Below are 18,949 nucleotides of genomic sequence, written 5' to 3' on the forward strand. Positions count from 1 at the left end.
GATTCAAAACGACCCGTTGCGGATAAGGCGACCTTGAGTTCGCGCACCGCAACAGGCGAAAGGGAGGACGGCGTGTATCTCGGAATCGACATCGGCACATCAGGTGTGAAAGCGGTGCTCGTGAGCGAAGCCGGCGCGGTTGTCGCGACGGCGGCGCGCGAGCTTGCGCTGTCGCATTCCGCGCCGCTGTGGTCCGAGCAGGATCCCGATGGCTGGGTCGATGCGGCGGTCGGCGCGGTCGACGATCTTGCCGCCCGCCATCCGCGCGAGGTCGCGCGGGTGCGCGGCATCGGGCTATCCGGCCAGATGCATGGCGCGACGCTGCTGGACGAGGACGGAGCGCCGCTGCGTCCCGCGATCCTCTGGAACGACGGCCGCTCGCATGCCGAATGCGTCGCGCTGGAGCGGCGCTGCCCGTCGCTGCACACGATCGCCGGCAATCTGGCCATGCCCGGCTTCACCGCGCCGAAGCTGCTGTGGGTCGCCAGGCACGAGCCAAAGATCTTCGCGCGCGTCGCGAAGGTGCTGCTGCCGAAGGCCTATGTCCGCTATCGCCTGACCGGCGAGATGATCGAGGACATGTCGGATGCGGCCGGCACGCTGTGGCTCGACGTCGGTCTGCGCCGCTGGTCGCCCTTGCTGCTGCATGCCACCGGGCTCGATCTCCACCACATGCCACGGCTGGTCGAGGGCAGCGACGTCAGCGCGACGCTTGCGCCGGATTACGCGCAACGCTGGCGCATGGCAAAGAATGTCGTGATCGCCGGCGGCGCCGGCGACAATGCCGCGAGCGCGATCGGGCTCGGCGCCATCGCGCCGGGCGATGCCTTCCTGTCGCTTGGCACATCCGGCGTGGTGTTCCGCGTCACGGATCGGTTTGCACCGGCGCCGGTCTCGGCGGTCCATGCATTCTGTCATGCACTGCCCGGCCGCTGGCATCAGATGGGCGTGATGCTGTCGGCTGCGGCTTCGCTGGCCTGGCTCGCGGGCGTGATGGAGACGCCGGCGGCAGCGCTGCTGGCGCCGCTCGGCGAGCGTGTCGATGGACCGAGCCCGGTCCAATTCCTGCCTTATCTCGACGGCGAGCGCACGCCGCACAACGATGCCGCCGCCAGCGGCGCCTTTGTCGGCCTGCGCGGCGCGACCGGGCGCTCCCAGATCGTTCAGGCCGTGCTCGAAGGCGTCGCCTTCGCCGCGCGCGACAATCTGTCGGCGCTGAGCACGGCCGGCGGACCGGTTCCCGAGGTCGATCTCGTCGGCGGCGGCTCGCGCTCGCCGCTGTGGGCGCAGATCTGCGCCGATGTGCTCGGCATTCCCGTCCACCGCGTCGAGGAGGGCGAGGTCGGTGCGGCGCTCGGCGCCGCCAGGCTCGGCCGGCTCGCCGCCACCGGCGAAGACGCGGCTGCGGTTTGCACTCGTCCGCGCCGGCTCGCGAGCTTCACGCCTCGCGCATCGGTCGCTGCCGCCTATGACGAGGCCTATCGCCGCTGGCGCGAGCTTTATCCTGCTTTGAAGGAGTGTGCCTGAGTGAACGCGTCTGTGAAATTCTTCGATACAACAGTGCCTGTCGCCTTCGCCGGCGGGGATGCGGGAAACACGCCCGCGTTCCGCTGGTACGACAAGGACCGCCTCGTCCATGGCCGCAGGATGGAAGAGCATTTGCGTTTTGCGGTCTGCTATTGGCACTCGTTGTGCTGGCCCGGCGGCGATCCCTTTGGCGGCGAGACGTTCCTGCGGCCCTGGCACCATGGCACTGATGCGATGGTGCAGGCGCGCGCCAAGGCCGACGTCGCCTTCGAGCTGTTTCGTCTGCTCGACGTGCCCTTCTTCACCTTCCACGACGTCGATGCGGCGCCGGAAGGCAACTCGCTTGGCGAATCTGTCGCCAACCTCAATGCCATCGCCGATCTGCTCGAAGCCAAGATGGCCTCGAGCAAAGTGCGCCTGCTCTGGGGTACCGCCAATCTGTTCACGCACCGCCGCTACATGGCGGGCGCGGCCACCAATCCAGACCCCGAGATATTCACCTATGCCGCCGGCCAGGTCCGCGCCGCGCTGGAGGTGACGCACCGTCTCGGCGGCCAGAACTACGTGCTGTGGGGCGGGCGCGAGGGCTACGAGACGCTGCTCAACACTGATCTCGAGCGCGAGCTCGACCAGCTCGGCCGCTTCGTCTCGCTGGTCGTCGAGCACAAGCACAAGATCGGCTTCAAGGGGCCGATTCTGATCGAGCCGAAGCCGAAGGAGCCGACCAAGCATCAATATGATTTCGACGTCGCCACTTGCTACGGCTTCCTCGCGCGTTACGACCTGCTGAAGGACGTCAAGCTCAACATCGAGCAGAACCACGCCATCCTCGCCGGCCACTCCTTCCATCACGAGGTCGCGCTCGCGGAGGCGCTGGGTGTGTTCGGCTCGCTCGACATCAACCGCGGCGACGATCTGCTCGGCTGGGACACTGACCAATTCGCGATGAACGTGCCCGAGCTTGCCCTGGTGTTCCACGAACTCCTGAGCCGCGGCGGCTTCAGCTCCGGCGGGCTGAATTTCGACGCCAAGATCCGCCGCCAGTCGATCGATCCCGACGATCTGATCCATGCCCATGTCGGCTCGATGGATGCCTGCGCGCGGGCGTTGCTCGCCGCCGCGGACATGCTCGACGCGGGCGTGCTCACTGCGCCGCTCGCGAAACGCTACGAGGGATGGGCCGGGCCCGAGGGCCGCGCCATTCTCGGCGGCCAGCGCTCGCTCGCCGAACTTGCCGACCGCGCGCACGGCCCGGGCTTTGACCCGCAGCCGCGCTCGGGGCGGCAGGAATATCTGGAATCCCTCGTCAACCGCTACGTCTGAGGAAGGCCGCTGATGACAAATGCACAAGCGACACCGGTCCTCGAATTGACCGGCATCGGCAAGGAGTTCGGCGCGATCCGCGCGCTGCATGAAGTCGACATGCAAGTCCTCCCCGGCGAGGTCGTCGGCCTGATGGGCGACAACGGCGCGGGCAAGTCGACGCTGGTCAAGATCATCGCCGGCAATTTCCGCCCCAGCCACGGCGAAATCCGTTTCGCCGGCAGCGCGGTTCATTTCAACCGGCCCGTCGATGCCCGCGGCGTCGGCATCGAGGTGGTCTATCAGGACCTTGCGCTCGCCGACAATCTCACCGCGGCAGCCAACGTCTTTCTCGGCCGCGAGCTGAAGCGCAGGATCGGGCCGTTCGCGTTGCTAGACCACAAGGCGATGGCTGCGCGTGCGCTGGAGCTGTTCGGCGAGCTGCGCTCGGAGACGCGCCCCGACGACCTCGTCAAGCAGATGTCGGGCGGCCAGCGCCAGGCGGTTGCGATCGCGCGGACGCGGCTCTCCAACGCGAAGCTGGTCATGATGGACGAGCCCACGGCCGCGATCTCGGTCCGTCAGGTCGAGCAGGTGCTCGGCCTGATCCACCGGCTGAAGGAGCAGGGCGTTGCCGTGATGCTGATCTCGCATCGCATGCCCGACGTGTTCGCGGTGTGCGATCGCGTCATCGTCATGCGCCGCGGCGAAAAGCGGGCCGACAAGCCCATCCACCAGACCTCCCCCGAGGAAGTCACCGCCCTGATCACCGGCGCGAAGGAGGCGGCGTGATGGCCATGCCCATGGAATCCCCGATCACCTTCTCGAATGTCGGCAAGATCAGATGGTGGCAGCGCGGCATCTTCGCGTCCCAGACCGGCTATGTCCTGCTCGCGCTGGCAGTGCTGCTGGTGGTCATGCATTTCGCCAGCCCGTACTTCTTCACCGAAGGCAACATGCAGAACGTGGCGAAGAATTTCTCCTTCATCGCCATTGCGACGCTCGGCGTCACCTTCGTGATCATCACCGGCGGCATCGATCTGTCGGTGGGCTCGATGATGTGCTTCTCCGCCATGGTCACCTCGATGGTGATGACCGAGCTCTCGGCGCCCGGCTCGGCCGCGGGCTCCCTGTTGGTGCACATGGCGGCCGACGGCAAGACGGTGCTCGCCAATGTCCCCGGCCTGATCCTGGTGGTCTCGCTCCTCGCCGGTCTCGGCGTCGCGCTGCTCGCCGGCCTCGTCAACGGCTTCTGCATCGCGGTGCTCGGGCTGTCGCCGTTCGTCACCACGCTCGGCATGCTCTCGATCGTGCGCGGGCTCGGCTATGTCGTCTCCAACGGACGCGGCAGCTTTCCGGGTGGGCCGGATGCCGATTATTTCTACGCGCTCACATCGGGCGACGTGCTCGGCGTGCCCGTGCCATTCATTTATCTGATCGTCCTCGCGCTGGCGATGGCCGTGGTGCTGCACCACAGCTCGTTCGGCCGTCACGTGTTCGCGCTCGGCGGCAACGAGAAGGCGGCCGAACTCACCGGCATCCCGGTCGTGCGGGTGAAGATCGAGGTCTATGTGATCTGCGCGCTCGCCGCAGGCCTCCAGGGCATCATCATCTCGGGCTGGCTTGGGTCGGCGCCGGCCAACATGGCGACGTCCTACGAGCTCAACGTGATCGCCGCGGCCGTCATCGGTGGCGCCAATCTCGCCGGCGGCATCGGTGGTCCGCTCGGCGCCATCGTCGGCTGCGTGCTGCTCGAGGTGATCCGCAACGGCCTCGTGCTCGCCCAGGTCAGCTCCTACTGGCAGCAGACGCTGGTGGGCGTGATCATCATCCTGGCCGTATTGGTCGACCGCATCCGCTCGCGGATGATCTGAAACGAAATCGTTCCGGGACGGCAACGAAAATGCCGCCTGTCCGCTTCCCGGACGATCTCAAGAGGACAGGCGCCAAAGAAGGGTGGAGGAGACGATGAGGAAATATCTTCTTGCCGGCATCGCCGTCGCGATGATGGCTACGCCGGCGTTTGCCGCAAACTACCGGTTCGTGATCGTGCCCAAGGCGATGAACAATCCGTTCTTCGACTTCGCGCGCGACGGCTGCCTGAAGCGCGCCAAGGAGCTCGGCAATATCGAGTGCATCTACAAGGGACCGGTCGAGCACGAGCCGGCGACGCAGGCCCAGATCATCCAGGATTTCGTCACCCAGAAGGTCGACGGCCTCGCCATTTCGGTTGCCGACGTCGCGGCGATGACCAAGTCGATCGACGCGGCGACCGCGGCCGGCATCCCCGTCATCACCTTCGACGCCGATGCGCCCGGCGCCAAGCGCATCGCCTATATCGGCACCAACAACAAGGAGTTCGGCGTCGCCCTCGGCAAGCAGCTCCTGAAGCTGCGGCCCGACGGCGGCAAATACGCCATGGTCTCGGGTGGTCCCGGCGCCAAGAACCTCGCCGAACGCGTCGACGGCGTCCGCGAGGCGTTGAAGGGCTCGAAATGGACCGAGGTCGCGGGCTCTCCGACGTTCTGCAACGACGATCCCGCGCTGGCGGTTCAGCAGATGACGGACATGCGCACCGCGACGCCCGACCTCGCCGCGATCGTTCCCATCGGCGGCTGGCCGATGTTCGCCCCCGAAGGCTTCAAGGCCTTCGCCTCCAGATACAAGAAGGATATCGACTCCGGCAAGTTCACGCTTGTCGTCGCCGATACGCTGAAGATGCAGCTCGAGCTGTTGCGCGATGGCTATGCCAATGCGCTGGTTGGCCAGCGTCCGTTCGAGATGGGCGAGAAGGCGATGGACACGCTGCTCGCCATCAAGAAGGGCGAGAAGGTGCCGGAGATCGTTTATACCGGCCTCGATCTCGTCACCAAGGACAACGTTGCGCAGATGTTGAAGTAGGAGCGTCGCCAGCCCCGCGCTCCTGCGTGCCTCTCCCGCTTGCGGTTTTCGCAAGCGGGAGAGATGATTTGGCTGTTGGGGAAGACTGTTGAAGGCAATGGGAATGAAAAGGTCGCGGCTCGGCTCTCTCGATGTCACCTCACTCGGCCTCGGTTCCGCCCCGCTCGGCGGATTGTTCACCCCCGTCAGCGATGCCGATGCGGAAGCGACGATCGCCCGCGCCTGGTCGCTCGGAATCCGCTTCTTCGACACCGCGCCGCTCTACGGCTTTGGCCTCGCGGAGCGACGCTTGGGCGCATTCCTGCGGCAACAGCCCCGTGACTCCTACGCCATCTCGACCAAGGTCGGCCGCCTGCTGCGTGCGCCCGATGGCGTTGCCGCCGAGGACGAGCATTACAAGGGTACCCCGCGCGAGCGGCCGGTGTTCGATTTCAGTTATGACGGCGTGATGCGATCGGTGGAGGAAAGCCTGACGCGGCTTGGGCTCGACCGCGTCGATGTCCTGCTCGTGCATGATCCCGACGATCACTACGACGACGCCGTCGCCGGCGCCTTCCGCGCGCTCCAGCGCCTGCGCACGGAGGGAGCCGTCAAGGCGATCGGTGCGGGCATGAACCAGTCGGGCATGCTGGTCCGGTTCGCAGAGGCCGTTCCGGTCGACTGCTTCCTGCTCGCCGGCCGCTACACGCTGCTCGACCAGGGCGCGCTGAATGCGCTATTCCCGGTCTGCGCCGCGAAGAACATCGGCATCCTGCTCGGCGGCATCTACAACAGCGGCATCCTGGCCAATCCGCACACGGGCGCGAAGTTCAACTATCAGGACGCCGATGCGGCCCTCGTCGCCCGTGCGCTGGCGCTCGACGAGCTCTGCCGCAAGCACGGCACCGAGCTAAAAGCCGCCGCGCTGCAGTTCTGCATGGCCCATCCGGCGGTCACGGTCGCCGTGATGGGCGCACGCAACGCCGCGGAAGTTGCCGACAACATCGCGATGTCGGAGATGGCGGTGCCGGCGGCGTTCTGGCAGGAGCTGCGTGCGCGAAAACTCGTCGATGCCCGGGCGCCATTGCCGGGCGGAGCGTAAGGCATGATCGTCGACGGCCACCAGCATTTCTGGGATCCCGCGCGCGCCGACTATCCCTGGATGGACGCGCCCGAGCTCACGCCGATCCGGCGTGCCTTCGGTCCGGCCGATCTCGAGCCGCTCTTGAAAGCCAACGGCATCGACGCGAGCATCCTGGTGCAGTGCCGCTCCGCCCTGGCGGAGACCGAGGAATTCTTGGCGACCGCGCATGCGACGCAATCGGTGATCGGCGTCATCGGCTGGGCCGATCTGACCGATGCTGAACTTGGCGAGACGCTGGACCGGCTGCGTGCTTCGCCCGGCGGCGACAAGCTGGTCGGCATCCGCCACCAGGTCCATGACGAGGCCGACCCGGATTGGTTGTTGCGCGAGGACGTTCAGCGCGGCCTCACGGCCGTGTTCGCGCACGATCTCGCCTACGATTTCCTGGTCCGCACCCGCGAGCTGCCGGCCGCGATCGCAACCGCACAAGCGTTCCCGCAGGCGCGCTTCGTGCTCGACCACGCAGCCAAGCCGCCGATCGCCGATGGCGGAAGCAACGAATGGTCCAATGGCATCGCGGCACTCGCGGCCTGCGGCAATGTCTGGTGCAAGGTCTCGGGGCTGGCGACGGAAGCGGTGTGGAACGACTGGAATGCGGAGCGCCTGTTTCCGTTCGTCGCGCACGCCGCGACATGCTTTGGCGAAGATCGCCTGATCTTCGGCTCGGACTGGCCGGTATGTTTGCTCGCGGGGAGCTATGGTGAGATCAAGGGCGCGCTGGAAGCGTGCCTGATGAAGCTCGGGCTGCAGGTGCGGGAGAAGGCGTTTGGCGTGAATGCCAAGGCTGCGTATCGGCTGGCGGTTGGTTGAACCCGCCAGCGCGTGTCGCTCAGTGTTCTCCCCCAAACACCCGATCCAGCGCCGCATCGTACGTCGTCTGCACCAGCTCCGGATGCAACTTCGCCAGCGTCTCCATCATCACGCCGGAATTGATCTCGAGCACACGCCAGACACCGTCGACGTGCACGAGATCGATGGAGGCGAAGGTGATGCCGATGGCATTGGCGGCGTCGATGGCGAGCTTTGCGCAGGCTGCGCGTAGATCGCCGTCCCGCATCAGCACGGGCTTTGCGCCCGCATCGAGATTGTGCCGCCAATCCGAGCCACGCTGCTTGCTGTAGACGACGAGTGGCACATCATCGAGCAGGACCACGCGTACTTCGTCCTCGATCACGACATAGGGCGAGATCACGAGACCGGCGCTCATCGAAAAGGCCTCGCCAACCGCGTGATCGAGCTCCGTTTCCGTCGTGACGTTGAAGACCGATCGTCCCGACGTCCCCTCGTTCGGCTTCACCACCACGCCTTGCGGATTGTCGTGAAGCAGCGCCAGCATTGCCTCTCGCCAGGCGACGCCGACAACCTTCTCGCCCAACTTCGGGTTGAGGAAGAGATGATGCGGAATGCAGGGCACGCCCTCGAGCGCCAGCACCTCGGCGGTGGCCGATTTGTCGTTGGCCAGGCGGTGCGCGATGGCGCTGTTGAGGCCGATGTCGTAGCCGAACGCGAAGCGGCGCTGCTCGCCCCGGCGCATCGCGAGCAGCCAGCCATCGGCGCGGACATCGAGCGCGATGCCATGGGTTGCGCAATAGCGCTTGATCGCCTGCACGAAGATCCGCTCGCCGCTCGCCATCTGTCAGTCGCCAGTCCCAGTCGCCAGTTCCAGTTGGCGCCAAAAGCCGCAAAAATGCGGGAAAACGCGCCAAACCGGAGTGAAATCAGAGCTATTCTTAATGAAATTCTCGAGAGCGGCACGGAAATTAAGTGCTGTATTCGAGCCCCGGAGGGAAAAGAAATTGCCCTCGGCGCGCGCCGGACAGCAGATCCATTAATGATGTGACCATTTCCGCCGCAAATGCCGGTTTGACCGGCATCAATTGCATCCGGAACGAGGTTGATTATTGGTCTCAATGGCGTAGATCACACTCGCGAAATCCTCCGCCATGGCAATGGTGTCCGCCCCGCTTTCAGGGGCCGGGCAGCGCTTTTGCCCTAAAACCGCAATTATTCGGAATATCGAAAATCATGAGCGCGTTTTACCGAGAGAAGGTTCTTTCCGTCCAGCACTGGACCGACACCCTGTTCAGCTTTCGCGCCACCCGCGATTCCGGCTTCCGCTTCCAGAACGGCCAGTTCGCGATGATCGGCCTTGAGGTTGAGGGTCGCCCGCTGCTCCGCGCCTACAGCATGGCGAGCGCCAACCACGAGGAAGAGCTCGAGTTCTTCTCGATCAAGGTTCAGGACGGCCCGCTGACGTCGCGTTTGCAGAAGATCAAGGAAGGCGACACCATCCTGGTCGGCCGCAAGGCGACCGGCACGCTGATCACCGACAATCTCATTCCCGGCAAGCGGCTGATGCTGCTCTCGACCGGCACGGGCCTGGCGCCCTTCGCCAGCCTGATCAAGGACCCCGAGGTTTACGACCAGTTCGACAGCATCGTGCTGGTGCATGGCTGCCGTCAGGTCTCCGAGCTCGCCTATGGCGAGAAGCTCGTCGCCGGTCTTCGCGAGGACGAGCTCTTCGGCGAGTTGCTCGCGGACAAGCTCATCTACTACCCGACCGTGACCCGCGAGCCGTTCAAGAACCGCGGCCGCATCACCGACCTCATCAGCTCCGAGCAGATCTTCAACGACATCGGCCAGGGTCCACTCGACATCGCGACCGACCGCATCATGATGTGCGGCAGCCCGGCGATGCTCGAAGAGCTGAAACTGATGTTCGAGGGCCGCGACTTCGTCGAGGGCTCCGGCAACAAGCCCGGCCATTTCGTGATCGAAAAGGCGTTCGTCGAGCGGTAGGCCCTCTCGTGTCGTCCTGGCAAAAGCCAGGACCCATACCCGCCGAATGAAGTTTGGCGAAGGCTGGTCGTTGTCAGTCTTCGAATCCGCCACGCTTAGGGGTCATGGCTTTCGCCAGGACGACGGCTGTGGGTAAAGCGTTTTAACCGGTTAGTGCCCCGGGCCTCCCCACCAGCCTCTGCTGCACCGCAAAAGCCCGCCCATCGGGCTGATTGATTTGTCCCCGCCGAATTCGCTAGCGTGAAACAACCGCCGCGTCATATCCGTATGACAGGCGCGGGCGTATCGTACCGCCTCATGCTGGCGAGAGGATGGGAATCGTGGCCGACGAGAATAAGACGCAGGAGTCCCCCAACTTATCGCCCAAACGGCTGCCGCTGGCGGAAGAGGGGATCATGGAGACCCTGCTGCTGCCATTCTCCCCACGGTTCATCGTCCTGACGATCTGCGCGGTGGTCACCGCGCTGCTGATCGGCATCGGCATCGCCGACCGCAAGATCTTCGACATCCTGCTGATCCCGATCCTGATCTTCGGCGCGCTGACGGCTCTTGGCGTTCGCGACCTCATGCAGAAAGGCCATGCCGTTCTGCGCAACTACCCGATCTCGGCCCATATCCGTTTTTTGCTCGAAGAGATACGGCCGGAGATGCGGCAGTACTTCTTCGAGAGCGAGAAGGACGGCATGCCGTTCTCGCGCGACATCCGTGCGGTGGTCTATCAGCGCGCCAAGATGCAGCTCGACAAGCGTCCGTTCGGCACCCAGGAGGACGTCTACCGCCAGGGTTATGAGTGGATGCATCACTCGGTCTCGCCGAAGACGCATGCCGAGGAGAAATTCCGCGTCACCATTGGCGGGCCGGATTGCGCCAAGCCGTATTCGGCTTCGGTGTTCAACATCTCCGCGATGAGTTTTGGCGCGCTCAGCCCGAACGCCGTGCGCGCGCTGAATGCCGGCGCCAAGAAGGGCGGCTTCGCGCACGACACCGGCGAGGGCGGCTTCAGCCCCTATCACGCGGAGATGGGTGGCGACATCATCTGGGAGATCGGTTCGGGCTATTTCGGGTGCCGTCATCTCGACGGCACCTTCGATCCCGAAGCCTTCGCGCGCGTCGCGAGCCAGGACCAGATCAAGATGGTCGAGCTCAAGATCAGCCAGGGCGCCAAGCCCGGTCATGGCGGCGTGCTGCCGGCGGCGAAAGTCTCGGAGGAGATTTCCAAGATCCGCGGGGTCGCCATGGGCGAGGATTGCATCTCGCCGGCCTCGCATCGCGCCTTCTCGACGCCTGTTGGCATGATGCAGTTCATCGGCGAGATGCGAAAGCTCTCCGGCGGCAAGCCGACCGGCTTCAAACTGTGCATCGGCCATCCCTGGGAATTTTTGGCAATCTGCAAGGCGATGATCGAGACCGGCATCTATCCCGACTTCATCGTCGTCGACGGCAACGAGGGCGGCACCGGCGCCGCGCCACTGGAGTTCATGGACCATCTGGGCATGCCCATGCGCGAGGGCGTCAGTTTCGTCCACAACGCCCTGATCGGCATCAACGCGCGCGACCGCATCAAGATCGGCGCCTCCGGCAAGATCGCCACCGCCTTCGACATGGCGCGCGCCATGTCGATCGGCGCGGACTACTGCAATTCTGCGCGCGGCTTCATGTTCTCGCTCGGCTGCATCCAGTCGCTGAGCTGCCACACCGACCGCTGCCCGACCGGCGTCGCGACCCAGGACCCGACGCGGGCGCGCGCGCTCTATGTGCCGCTCAAGATCGACCGTGTGCACAATTATCACCTTGCGACGCTGCACTCGCTGACCGAGCTGATCGCCGCGGCCGGTCTCGAACATCCGCAGCAGCTGCGCCCGATCCATTTCTCCCAGCGCACCTCGACGACGGACGTGAGATCCTTCGCGCAGCTTTATCCGTCGCTGCGCCCGGGCGAACTGCTCGAAGGCACCGAAGACCCGCGCTTCCGCGATGCCTGGCGGATGGCGCGGACGGAGACGTTCCAGCCGCTGTAGGCGCCGGTGCACTTGCAAGGCCGCGGGCCCCCGCGCGCAAAAGGCATCGCGACGAGGGCTGCGTTTAACGTTTGGTTCAACTTTGGGTGTAGATTGTTCCGATGGACGAGCGGCGCGACAAGGCAAGGCATCGCGTGCTGAAGGCCGGAACGATCGAGTTCGGCGGCGGCGGCGCGATCGACTGCACGGTCCGCAACCTGTCCGATACCGGCGCCGCGCTCGACGTCAGCAGTCCCGTCGGCATCCCCGACCATTTCAGCCTGTTCGTCCAGGCCGACGGAACACATCTCGCCTGCATCGTGATCTGGCGCAAGGAAAAGCGGATCGGGGTGAGGTTCGGGTGAGGGTCTAGAGTTTTGCGCAAGCTCTAACCACGAACTCCGCCGTCGTCCCGGACAAGCGCCAGCGCAGATCCGGGACCCATACCGCGTGATCTGTCGATCATGCGCAGACAGCAGTACCGAGCAACTACCGCGTTCGCCAAACTCAATCCTGTGGCTATGGGTCCCGGATCTGCGCTCCGCTTCGCTGCGCTTGTCCGGGACGACGAGAGTGGCTCACCCCGTCTCTACTTCGCTCCGCCGGCTCGCGAGAATCTTGTCGATCCTCCGTCCGTCGAGATCGACCACCTCGATGTGCCAGTCGCCGAAGTCGAAGGCGTCGCCGACATCAGGCAGCACGTTGAATTGTTGCAGCACGAGGCCGGCGACTGTGTTGTAGCGGTGCGGCGGCAGTTCGATGCCGAGCAGCTCGCCGAATTCGTCGACCGGCATCCAGCCCGAGACCAGCAGCGAATCGTCCGCGCGCTTGACGTAGGCCGGTTCCGGCGGGCCTTCCTCGGAATGGAAGGCGCCGACGATGGATTCCAGAATGTCAGCCGTCGTCACGATGCCTTCGAAGGCGCCGTATTCGTCGTAGACGAGGCCGACATGCACCGGCGCAGCCTTCAGGATCGCCAGCACGTCGCGGGCATCGGCAGACGCCGGAATGCCGGGCGCCTCGCGAACCAGCACGCGCAAATCCGGCGTGCGCTCGTTCATGAAGGCGACCAGCAGGTCCTTGGCCTGGAGCACGCCAATCGGCTTGTCGCGGTCGCCGTCGGACACGGGAAAGCGCGAATGCGGACTCTTGGCGATGGTCGCTTGAATGCTCTCCGGCGTATCGTTCAGGTCGATCTCGTTGACCTCCGTGCGCGGCGTCATGATCGCGCCGACCGGCCGGTCGCCGAGCCGCATCACGCCCGCGATCATCTCCTTTTCACCCGACTCGAGCACGCCCGCGCTTTCGGCTTCGCTGACGAGATGATGGATTTCGTCTTCCGAGACCTTCTCTTCGGACTTGCCGCCATGGCCGAGCAGGGTGAGGATCAGCTTGCCGGAGAGATCGAGCAGGAAGACCAGCGGCAGCGAGACCTTCGCAAGCACGTGCATCGCAGGTGCAACCCTGACCGCGATGCTCTCGGGGTCGCGCAGCGCCACCTGCTTTGGCACCAGTTCGCCGACGATCAGGGTGGCGTAGGTGATGAGCGTGACAACCAGGCCCACTCCGACGATGTCGGCAATTCCTGCGGACAGGCCGAGCTCGAGCAGCCATTGCGTCAGCCGCTGTCCGAGCGTCGCGCCCGAGAACGCGCCGGAGAGGACGCCGACCAGCGTGATCCCGATCTGCACCGTCGAGAGGAATTTGCCCGGATCAGCCGCGAGCGTCAGTGCCCGCTCGGCGCCGCGGACCCCCTTGGCGGCGAGCATCGACAGCCGGGCCGGGCGTGACGAGACCACGGCCAGCTCGGACATGGACAGCAAGCCGTTGATGACGATCAGGACGACGACGATGGCGAGTTCGGCAGAGAGCATTGATGTTCCGAGGTAAGGGAGTGTGGCGCGGATGGCGGCACCGGCCTTGATATAGGTATTCGGGGGAGAAATGCCGACGATTCTGTCGCATCCGGCATCGCCAGGGAACTTCGGCGACACCGTCCGGAAGGCACTCGAAGCCCAATACCCCGCGGAACTACGGGCATGCCGTTGCTTAACGGGCTCTTAGCGGCAACCGGCTAAGTTTTCGGCATTTGCAGGAATGTATTCGGGGGATCAGATGCGGATCGGGAAGCTCTTTGCGCTGTCGATGCTGATGGTGACGGTGTTTGCAGTCGTCCTTGGCGCCGAGGTGCTGATACCCCAGGCGCGTATCTTCGCGAACCGCTCCGACGCGATCAAGACGGTCGACGCCTTTGGTGCGACCCTGACGGTCAGTCAGCACATTGCCAGCCTTCGTGCCCCCTACATCTCCCCGATTTTCCAGGAGAACGCTGCGACGCAGGTCCAGATCGAAGCCGCCGCGAAGGCTGCGAAGGCGGCCGATGCCGCATTCGAGGGGGCAAGGCGCGCCATCATGGTGCTGGATGATTCCGGAGCGATGATCGAAAACCTGGACCGTACCGCGCGGCGGCTCAAGGATATCACCACGGCGGCAGATCGCGCGATGAGCGTTCCGCTGGCGACACGCGACAGCGCTGCGATCAAGGGCTTCCTGCCGGGCGTTGCCGAGGTCATCGGCAATATCGAGCCGATCATGAACCGGCTCGAAGCGAAGGTTATCAATGCCGATTCTTCGCTTGCGGCGCTGTTGGGCCTGGCGCGAACGGCGCAGGATCTGCGCGTCTCGGCCGGCAGTCGCGCCGCCTCGCTGTCGCCGGCGCTGAGCGCGCGCCGACCGCTCACGGCGACCGAATTCTCGCTGATGGATCGGATGCAGGGACGCGTCGAGGCCGACCGCGAACGCATCGAGGCCGGTATCGACCAGCTCGGAAGTCCGCCCCGCATCGCCACCGCGCTCAAGGCGGCGACGGATTCTTATTTCGGGAAGGCAGCGCTCGTCGTGGACAAGGAGATGCCTGCGGCACGAGCTGACGGCAAGTACGGCATCAATGCCGAAGAGCTGGCCAACGTCATCGTACCCGCCATCCAGATGTTCTACGGCGTGCGCGATGCCGCCCTGGCCGAAGCGGCCGAGCGCGCCTCGGCCGCGCGCGACGGCGCGCTTGCGATGCTCGCGCTCGCGGGCGTGGCGGTGCTGGCGCTGCTGGGGACACTCGGTGGTGTGACCATGATGCTGCGCCGGCGCGTGGTGACGCCGCTGAGCCGGCTCGCGGACGTGATCGCAACGCTTGCCGCCGGACAGCACGAGGTCGAGATTCCCGTGACCGGCCGCAACGACGAGATCAGCCAGGTGGCGGGCTCGCTCCAGCACTTCAAGGACTCGCTCTCCGCCAAGAAGGCCGCCGACGAGGCCGCCGCGGTGGAAGCCGAGGCGAAGCTTCAGCGCAGCCAGCGCATGGACCAGATCGCGCGCGATTTCGAAGCGTTGATCGGCGACGTCATCAACACGGTGTCGGCGGCATCGTCGGAGCTGGAAGTGTCGGCGGGAACGCTGACGAGCACCGCCGATCAATCGGAAAAGGTCACCGCGACGGTGGCGGCCGCCTCCGAGCAGGCCTCCACCAACGTGCAGACCGTTGCCGCGGCCGCGGAGGAAATGGCGTCTTCGGTCGACGAGATCGGCCGGCAGGTTCAGGACTCCGCGCGGGTGGCCAGCGAAGCGGTGCAGCAGGCAGCGCGTACCAACGACTATGTCGGCGAGCTCGCCAAGGCTGCGGGCCGGATCGGCGACGTGGTCGAGCTCATCAGTCAGATCGCGGGCCAGACCAATCTTCTGGCGCTCAATGCCACGATCGAGGCGGCGCGCGCCGGCGAGGCGGGGCGCGGCTTTGCCGTGGTCGCGTCCGAGGTCAAGGCGCTGGCCGAGCAGACCGCCAAGGCCACCGGCGAGATCAGCCAGCAGATCACGGGAATCCAGAGCGCGACGGAGGATTCCGTCGGCGCCATCAAGTCGATCAGCGACACCATCACCCGGATGTCCGAGATCGCATCGGCGATCGCCTCCGCGGTCGAGGAGCAGGGCGCGGCGACGCGGGAGATTTCCCGCAACGTGCAGCAGGCGGCCCGCGGCACCCAGCAGGTCTCCGCCAGCATCGTCGACGTGCAGCGCGGCGCGAGCCAGACCGGATCGGCCTCGTCCACCGTGCTCGCGTCGGCGAAGTCGCTGTCCGGCGAGAGCAGCCGCCTCAAGGTCGAGGTCGGGAAGTTCCTGGACGCGATCCGGGCTGCATAACAAGGTTATTGTGGAGGGAAGCGGCTTCACCTAGGCTTGCACCGCCGGGGATGTCGCAGCCTCCCCGTGAAGTGGTGATCCCACGCAAGCGCTGCTCGCTGATGTTTGGAGCGAGCAATGGACGGGATCACGATCGAACTACCGCTTTTCCTGTTGGCCACCTTCGCCGGCGCGTTCGTCGCCGGCCTCTCCGGCTTTGCCTTCGGCCTCGTCGCGGCGTCGCTGTGGCTTTACGTGCTGACGCCGCTTCAGAGCGCCAGCCTGATCGTCGGTTTCGGCCTCCTGGTGCAGGGCTACTCGGTCTGGAAGCTGCGCAGCGCGCTCGACTGGCGCCGGCTATGGCCCTTCATGATTGGCGCCGTCGTGGGCGTGCCGGTCGGCGTGTCACTCCTGACTTCGGCCGATCCCAAGAGCGTCCGCATCGCAGTTGGAGCGATCCTGATCGTCTACAGCCTCTATGCGTTCTTCAGGCCAAAACTCAAGGTCGCGACCATCGTGGCGCCGTCCGCCGACATGACCATTGGTTTCGTCAACGGCCTGCTGGGTGGATTGACCGGCCTTGCCGGCATCATCATCACCATCTGGTGCAATCTGCGCGGTCTGCCCAAGGACGTCCAGCGCGCCACGTTCCAGCCCGTCGCAGTCGTGGTGTTCGCCACGGCGGCACTCTTCCTGGGGGCCAAGGGAGCGTTGACGTTCGAGACCGCAAAGCTGTTCGCGCTCGGCCTGCCGTTTCTCTTTGCGGGAACGTGGCTCGGGCTGAAACTGTTCGGCCGCATCGACGAGGCCACGTTCCGCAAGATCGTGCTCGCGCTGCTGTTGGTCTCGGGCGTCGCGCTGCTGTTCTGAGCCGCGCTCAGAACTCGCCGTGCAGCCGTCCCGAGAATACCGACACCGGGCCGCGATCAGCGTTGTAGGCAGGGTTGACGATCAGCTGGTAGTCGGCGGTGAGGGTGAGACTCTTGTTCAGCGCGTAGGCGTAATAGGTTTCGAGGATGCGCTCGCGGCGATAGTTGAGCGCGCCGTCGCCGATGAGAACACCGAGGCCGCCGGCGGCCAGGAAGTCGCGATAATCCTGCGAGATGGCATTGATGGCGCCACCGACGCCGACCACGTCATCGGGCCGGCCCCATTTCGTGCCCTTGATCGACAATCCCGCGGACAGGCTGCGGTGAATGTCGGTGAAGGCCAGCGTCTCGGTCTTGCCGTCATTCCAGCTCCAACGCCCGAACAGCCCGACATCCTCGGTGATCGCCTGCTCGAGGTTGAGCACGTAGCCATACTTCAGACGGCCGCGCCGGGTCTGCGCAATGTCGAGGTTGAGCGCGGGATTGTCCAGCGTCTCGCGGAAGCTGCCCATATTGGCGCTGTCGAGCCAGCCTATGGTCCTGAGCTTGCCGGGCTGGCCGAGCAGCGAGAAGCGCGTTTCGAGCTCGAGCACGTACTGGCCGCGCTCGCCGACCCTGGTGTCGAAATGATTCGAATTGGACTCGGCGACCATCAGGAAGTAGCCGCCGCGCAACGCCCACTGCTTCTGGTTCAGCTCGGCGGTGACGCCGTAGGTGAGGCCAACCTTGTCGGCGGAATAGTCGAAGGCGCCTGGCGCCCACAGCGACCAGTTCATGAAGTCCTTGCGGGTGTCCTTGGCGTAGGCGTTGCCATCGAACACGTCGATCACCGGGAATTTGCCGGCCTGCACCGTGAGCCTGGAAACATCGACCTTCTGCCCGAGCTGCAACTGGCCGCTCGCGAGCTCTTCCTGCTCGCCGCCAAAGCCGAACGTCTGACGCACGAACAGGCGCGAGGTGTTGTAATGCGGATAGGGAAAGTTCGACTTCTGCGCTTCGCCATTCGGGAAGCCGGCGGCACCGACGGTGTCGTTCAGTCCAAATCCCTGCAGCAGTTCGGGATTGTAATAGACCTCACCTCCGTCCCACAGCTTTGCGTTCAGGAACAGGCTGTTGCTCCAGGTCGCCTTGGCCTGCCTTGATGGCGAGAGCGAATTTGGGCCGGTGTAGAGGGCGGGGAACGACGGATAGCCTTGCGGCAGATACGTGCTCTGGCCGTGGATCTCCCAGCGGTCCGATTCCGTGTCGATCAGCGAGCTCTTCGGGTTGTAGCTCGGCATGCCCGGCCAATCGACCTTGCGGTTGAGGCCGAGCCGGACCGACTGGAAGTCGAGCGATGACGAATTGTACTGGGCGCCGGTGGAGAAGGCGACATTGGCGCCGTCGAAGCGGCTGTAGAGATATTCGACCCGTGCGCTCCAATGCGGTGCGAAACCGTATTCGATGCCGCCACCCGCGATCCAGCCGGGCCGCGTGTTCAGGATTTTCGGGACTGCTTCCCCTCCGGCCGGCGTGTCGAAATAGCGCTCACCCATCCAAGCAAAGCCGCCGGTGGCATAGACCAGCCATGGGCCACTGGTGTAGCCGACGCGGCCGCGCAGGCTGGCGGTGTAGTCCCATTGCTGCGTGACGGTGTTGGCGGGTGTCGCCAGGAAAGAAACGATCGAGTTGGAGGTGATGTAGTTCGGAAACGAAAAATCGCCTTCGACGCCGAGGAGCCAACCGGAATTGAGCCGGTAATTGTAGCCGGCCTGCACGCCGCCGATCATGCCGCTGAAGACGCCGCTGTCGTTGATCCCGGTGCCGTCGTTCAGCGCGAAGCGCGACGAGCCGAGGCTGTAGCCGGCGTGCGCACCGATGTAGAGGCCGGTCCAGTCATAGACGGCCTTCAGCGCAGGTGCCTTCAGCGGCAGATCGGCCGCGCGGCTGGTGGCGGGCAAAGCCAAGACGCCCGTGGCAATCGCCGCGGCCGTCCGCAAATACCTGTAACGGTGACCCCTCAACGTCAAAACGCACGCCCCCAAAGCGAGTGTGTCCACTCGCCACACTATCCCTGCCGATTCGCGGCGACCCTGTCATCAGGCTTAGGTGCTCCGCGATCGGACCTGATGATCTCAGTCCGGCGCGACTTCTTCCCAAGCCCGTTTAGCCTGTTGCGAACCTTATTGCGATTAATTCGCAATAGCAACTGATGCGGATTGCCGCAGAGGAGGGTTCCCACGGCTGTGTGACGCGGCTGCAACATCGTTTGATGGGGCGGG

General features: G+C 65.0%; 15 protein-coding genes. 12 read left to right on the forward strand and 3 right to left on the reverse strand.

The window, feature by feature from the left end:
* Positions 1-72 precede the first annotated feature (72 nt).
* The 7 genes from xylB to AC0L21_RS28975 all read left to right on the forward strand — a co-directional run bounded on the left by xylB (position 73) and on the right by AC0L21_RS28975 (position 7,663).
* On the forward strand, positions 73-1,527 hold the full coding sequence (gene xylB, locus AC0L21_RS28945; RefSeq protein ID WP_473265062.1) for a xylulokinase: 1,455 nt from the start codon (positions 73-75) through the stop codon (positions 1,525-1,527).
* Positions 1,528-2,850, forward strand: a complete 1,323-nt coding sequence (gene xylA, locus AC0L21_RS28950; protein WP_473265063.1) for a xylose isomerase — start codon at positions 1,528-1,530, stop codon at positions 2,848-2,850.
* 12 nt (positions 2,851-2,862) lie between these two features.
* Complete coding sequence (locus AC0L21_RS28955; RefSeq protein WP_473265064.1) at positions 2,863-3,621, forward strand: ATP-binding cassette domain-containing protein; 759 nt, start codon at positions 2,863-2,865, stop codon at positions 3,619-3,621.
* The gene (locus AC0L21_RS28960) at positions 3,621-4,703 is read left to right on the forward strand and encodes an ABC transporter permease (protein WP_473265065.1); all 1,083 of its coding nucleotides are present in this window, start codon (positions 3,621-3,623) and stop codon (positions 4,701-4,703) included. The genes AC0L21_RS28955 and AC0L21_RS28960 overlap by 1 nt, the downstream gene beginning before the upstream one ends.
* Before the next feature lie 94 nt (positions 4,704-4,797).
* Positions 4,798-5,730 carry a sugar-binding protein gene (locus AC0L21_RS28965; RefSeq protein ID WP_027514400.1) on the forward strand — a complete coding sequence of 311 codons (933 nt, stop codon included), beginning with the start codon at positions 4,798-4,800 and terminating at the stop codon, positions 5,728-5,730.
* 103 nt (positions 5,731-5,833) lie between these two features.
* Positions 5,834-6,811, forward strand: coding sequence for an aldo/keto reductase (locus AC0L21_RS28970; protein WP_473265066.1), 978 nt, complete (start codon positions 5,834-5,836; stop codon positions 6,809-6,811).
* 3 nt (positions 6,812-6,814) lie between these two features.
* Positions 6,815-7,663, forward strand: coding sequence for an amidohydrolase family protein (locus AC0L21_RS28975; RefSeq protein WP_473265067.1), 849 nt, complete (start codon positions 6,815-6,817; stop codon positions 7,661-7,663).
* Between the two features lie 19 nt (positions 7,664-7,682).
* Here the strand turns inward: AC0L21_RS28975 and AC0L21_RS28980 are convergent, their stop codons facing one another.
* Positions 7,683-8,486, reverse strand: coding sequence for an ATP-grasp domain-containing protein (locus tag AC0L21_RS28980; RefSeq protein ID WP_473265068.1), 804 nt, complete (start codon positions 8,484-8,486; stop codon positions 7,683-7,685).
* A 392-nt stretch (positions 8,487-8,878) separates the two neighbouring features.
* Between AC0L21_RS28980 and AC0L21_RS28985 the strand changes: the two genes are divergently transcribed.
* From AC0L21_RS28985 to AC0L21_RS28995, 3 genes are all read left to right on the forward strand, one after another.
* Positions 8,879-9,652, forward strand: a complete 774-nt coding sequence (locus tag AC0L21_RS28985) for a ferredoxin--NADP reductase (protein WP_007597827.1) — start codon at positions 8,879-8,881, stop codon at positions 9,650-9,652.
* A 311-nt stretch (positions 9,653-9,963) separates the two neighbouring features.
* Positions 9,964-11,670 carry an FMN-binding glutamate synthase family protein gene (locus tag AC0L21_RS28990; protein WP_473265069.1) on the forward strand — a complete coding sequence of 569 codons (1,707 nt, stop codon included), beginning with the start codon at positions 9,964-9,966 and terminating at the stop codon, positions 11,668-11,670.
* 101 nt (positions 11,671-11,771) lie between these two features.
* On the forward strand, positions 11,772-12,014 hold the full coding sequence (locus AC0L21_RS28995) for a PilZ domain-containing protein (protein WP_473265070.1): 243 nt from the start codon (positions 11,772-11,774) through the stop codon (positions 12,012-12,014).
* Positions 12,015-12,227: 213 nt separating this feature from the next.
* Here AC0L21_RS28995 and AC0L21_RS29000 read toward each other — a convergent pair whose 3' ends face one another.
* Positions 12,228-13,523: a hemolysin family protein gene (locus AC0L21_RS29000; RefSeq protein WP_007604938.1), complete on the reverse strand. Its 1,296-nt coding sequence runs from the start codon at positions 13,521-13,523 to the stop codon at positions 12,228-12,230.
* 241 nt (positions 13,524-13,764) lie between these two features.
* On the opposite strand from AC0L21_RS29000, the gene AC0L21_RS29005 reads away from it, so the two are divergent.
* Positions 13,765-15,840, forward strand: a complete 2,076-nt coding sequence (locus AC0L21_RS29005; RefSeq protein WP_473265071.1) for a methyl-accepting chemotaxis protein — start codon at positions 13,765-13,767, stop codon at positions 15,838-15,840.
* A gap of 117 nt (positions 15,841-15,957) precedes the next feature.
* Positions 15,958-16,689 carry a sulfite exporter TauE/SafE family protein gene (locus AC0L21_RS29010; protein ID WP_473265072.1) on the forward strand — a complete coding sequence of 244 codons (732 nt, stop codon included), beginning with the start codon at positions 15,958-15,960 and terminating at the stop codon, positions 16,687-16,689.
* 7 nt (positions 16,690-16,696) lie between these two features.
* On the opposite strand, the gene AC0L21_RS29015 is transcribed toward AC0L21_RS29010, so the two are convergent.
* Entirely contained in the window at positions 16,697-18,667 is a 1,971-nt protein-coding gene (locus AC0L21_RS29015; RefSeq protein ID WP_473265073.1) for a carbohydrate porin, read from the reverse strand.
* Between the last annotated feature and the right edge of the window lie 282 nt (positions 18,668-18,949).

The organism is Bradyrhizobium sp. WSM4873 (assembly GCF_055811355.1).

Bases quoted from the DNA above. Each gene is read 5' to 3' on its own strand.
- AC0L21_RS28995 (WP_473265070.1), top strand. From the start codon at position 11,772: ATGGACGAGCGGCGCGACAAGGCAAGGCATCGCGTGCTGAAGGCCGGA.
- AC0L21_RS29010 (WP_473265072.1), top strand. From the start codon at position 15,958: ATGGACGGGATCACGATCGAACTACCGCTTTTCCTGTTGGCCACCTTC.
- AC0L21_RS29005 (WP_473265071.1), top strand. From the start codon at position 13,765: ATGCGGATCGGGAAGCTCTTTGCGCTGTCGATGCTGATGGTGACGGTG.
- AC0L21_RS28965 (WP_027514400.1), top strand. From the start codon at position 4,798: ATGAGGAAATATCTTCTTGCCGGCATCGCCGTCGCGATGATGGCTACG.
- AC0L21_RS28985 (WP_007597827.1), top strand. From the start codon at position 8,879: ATGAGCGCGTTTTACCGAGAGAAGGTTCTTTCCGTCCAGCACTGGACC.
- AC0L21_RS28975 (WP_473265067.1), top strand. From the start codon at position 6,815: ATGATCGTCGACGGCCACCAGCATTTCTGGGATCCCGCGCGCGCCGAC.
- AC0L21_RS28990 (WP_473265069.1), top strand. From the start codon at position 9,964: ATGGGAATCGTGGCCGACGAGAATAAGACGCAGGAGTCCCCCAACTTA.
- AC0L21_RS29000 (WP_007604938.1), bottom strand. From the start codon at position 13,523: ATGCTCTCTGCCGAACTCGCCATCGTCGTCGTCCTGATCGTCATCAAC.
- AC0L21_RS28970 (WP_473265066.1), top strand. From the start codon at position 5,834: ATGAAAAGGTCGCGGCTCGGCTCTCTCGATGTCACCTCACTCGGCCTC.
- AC0L21_RS28960 (WP_473265065.1), top strand. From the start codon at position 3,621: ATGGCCATGCCCATGGAATCCCCGATCACCTTCTCGAATGTCGGCAAG.
- AC0L21_RS28955 (WP_473265064.1), top strand. From the start codon at position 2,863: ATGACAAATGCACAAGCGACACCGGTCCTCGAATTGACCGGCATCGGC.
- AC0L21_RS28980 (WP_473265068.1), bottom strand. From the start codon at position 8,486: ATGGCGAGCGGCGAGCGGATCTTCGTGCAGGCGATCAAGCGCTATTGC.